The organism is Tahibacter aquaticus, from assembly GCF_004363655.1.
GTDB classification, from domain to species: Bacteria; Pseudomonadota; Gammaproteobacteria; order Xanthomonadales; family Rhodanobacteraceae; genus Tahibacter; species Tahibacter aquaticus.
Genome location: NZ_SNZH01000076.1, coordinates 1 through 1,287, shown reverse-complemented (window position 1 = coordinate 1,287; position 1,287 = coordinate 1). Strand labels below are relative to the sequence as shown.

General features: G+C 66.4%; 1 protein-coding gene and 1 pseudogene. One reads left to right on the top strand and one right to left on the bottom strand.

What is annotated here, in order from left to right; all coding sequences use genetic code 11:
* Positions 1-906, top strand: a 906-nt coding sequence (locus DFR29_RS28845; protein ID WP_208113778.1) for a TolB family protein, incomplete at its 5' end; no start/stop codon positions are given.
* A gap of 57 nt (positions 907-963) precedes the next feature.
* On the opposite strand, the pseudogene DFR29_RS28840 reads toward DFR29_RS28845, so the two are convergent.
* Positions 964-1,287, bottom strand: a pseudogene (locus tag DFR29_RS28840) (phosphomannomutase/phosphoglucomutase); the annotation flags it as partial.

The window sequence follows — 1,287 nt, the reverse complement described above, 5'->3', positions numbered from 1 at the left end:
TTCCGCTACGACCGCACGAGTGGGCAGACCTCGCTCGTTAGCACCGATACCTCCGGCACAGCCGCCGACGCATCGAGCAGCGGACCGCATATGTCCGACGACGGCGATCTGGTCGCCTTCCAGTCGCAGGCCGATGACCTCGTTGCCGGCATAAGCTCGGCCGACCCGCAGATCTACCTGCGCAGCCTCTCCGCCGGCACGACGGTCCTGGTCAGCCGCACACCGGCCGGACAGCCGGGCAATGGCGCGGCAAGCCGGCCCTTCGTCTCGGCCGACGGCCGCTATGTGACGTTCAGCAGCGCAGCTTCCGACCTTGTCGGCGACGACCACAACGACCGTATCGACGCCTTTGTGTTCGACCGTGTCAGCCAGCAGCTACAACGCCTCAGCGGCGGCAGCTCGCCCAGCGGCGGCGGCGGTGACGCCTACGGCCTCAGCGCCGACGGCAACCTCGCGCTGTTCACCAGCAGCGCCGACGATCTGGTCGGCGGCACCAGTGGCAATCATGAGCGGGTCTATCTGCGCGATCGCGCCGCGGGCACTACGCGGCTGATCGCCGCACCGGGCGACAGCGAAGGCAGGGGCAAGTCACCAGCCTTGTCGCGCGAAGGCCGCTACGTGGCCTTCGTCAGCACGGCGCCAAGCCTGCTGACGCCTTTCGACGGGGAAGAAGCCGAACGCATCTATGTGTTCGACGCCGCCACCGGCAGTACCCGCGCACTGACCTATTTCAGCACGCCGGCAGCAGCGTTCAACACCTGGCAGCCGCGCTTTTCCGCCGACAGCCGGAACATCGTCTTCAGCTCCACCCGTGGCGATCTCGCGCCGGACGGCATGCCGGGAATTTCCGATATCTTCCTGGCGCCTGCCGAAACAGACCCGATCTTTTCCGACACTTTCCAATAAGCCGCAAAAGTACCGCCTTGCTGGCTGCGCCGTCCCGTGGGCGGCGCAGCGCCTCGTTCAGAACGGCAACTTGAGGTGGGAATCCACCGCCAGCAGCTGCTTGCGGAACACGTCCTGGATGCGCAGCAGCGCCTTGTCGCTGTCTGCATCGAAGCGCAGCACCAGTACCGGCGTGGTGTTGGACGCACGCACCAGTCCCCAGCCGTCGGGCCAGTCAGCACGAACGCCGTCGATGGTGGTGACGCGGGCCCCTTCGAAGCTGACGCGTTCGCGGAACCGTTCGATGTAGCGGTAGTGCTCGCCCTCGGCCATTTCCACTTTCAGCTCCGGCGTGCTGACACCCTTGGCCAGGCTGTCGAAGATCTGCTGCGGATCGCGTCC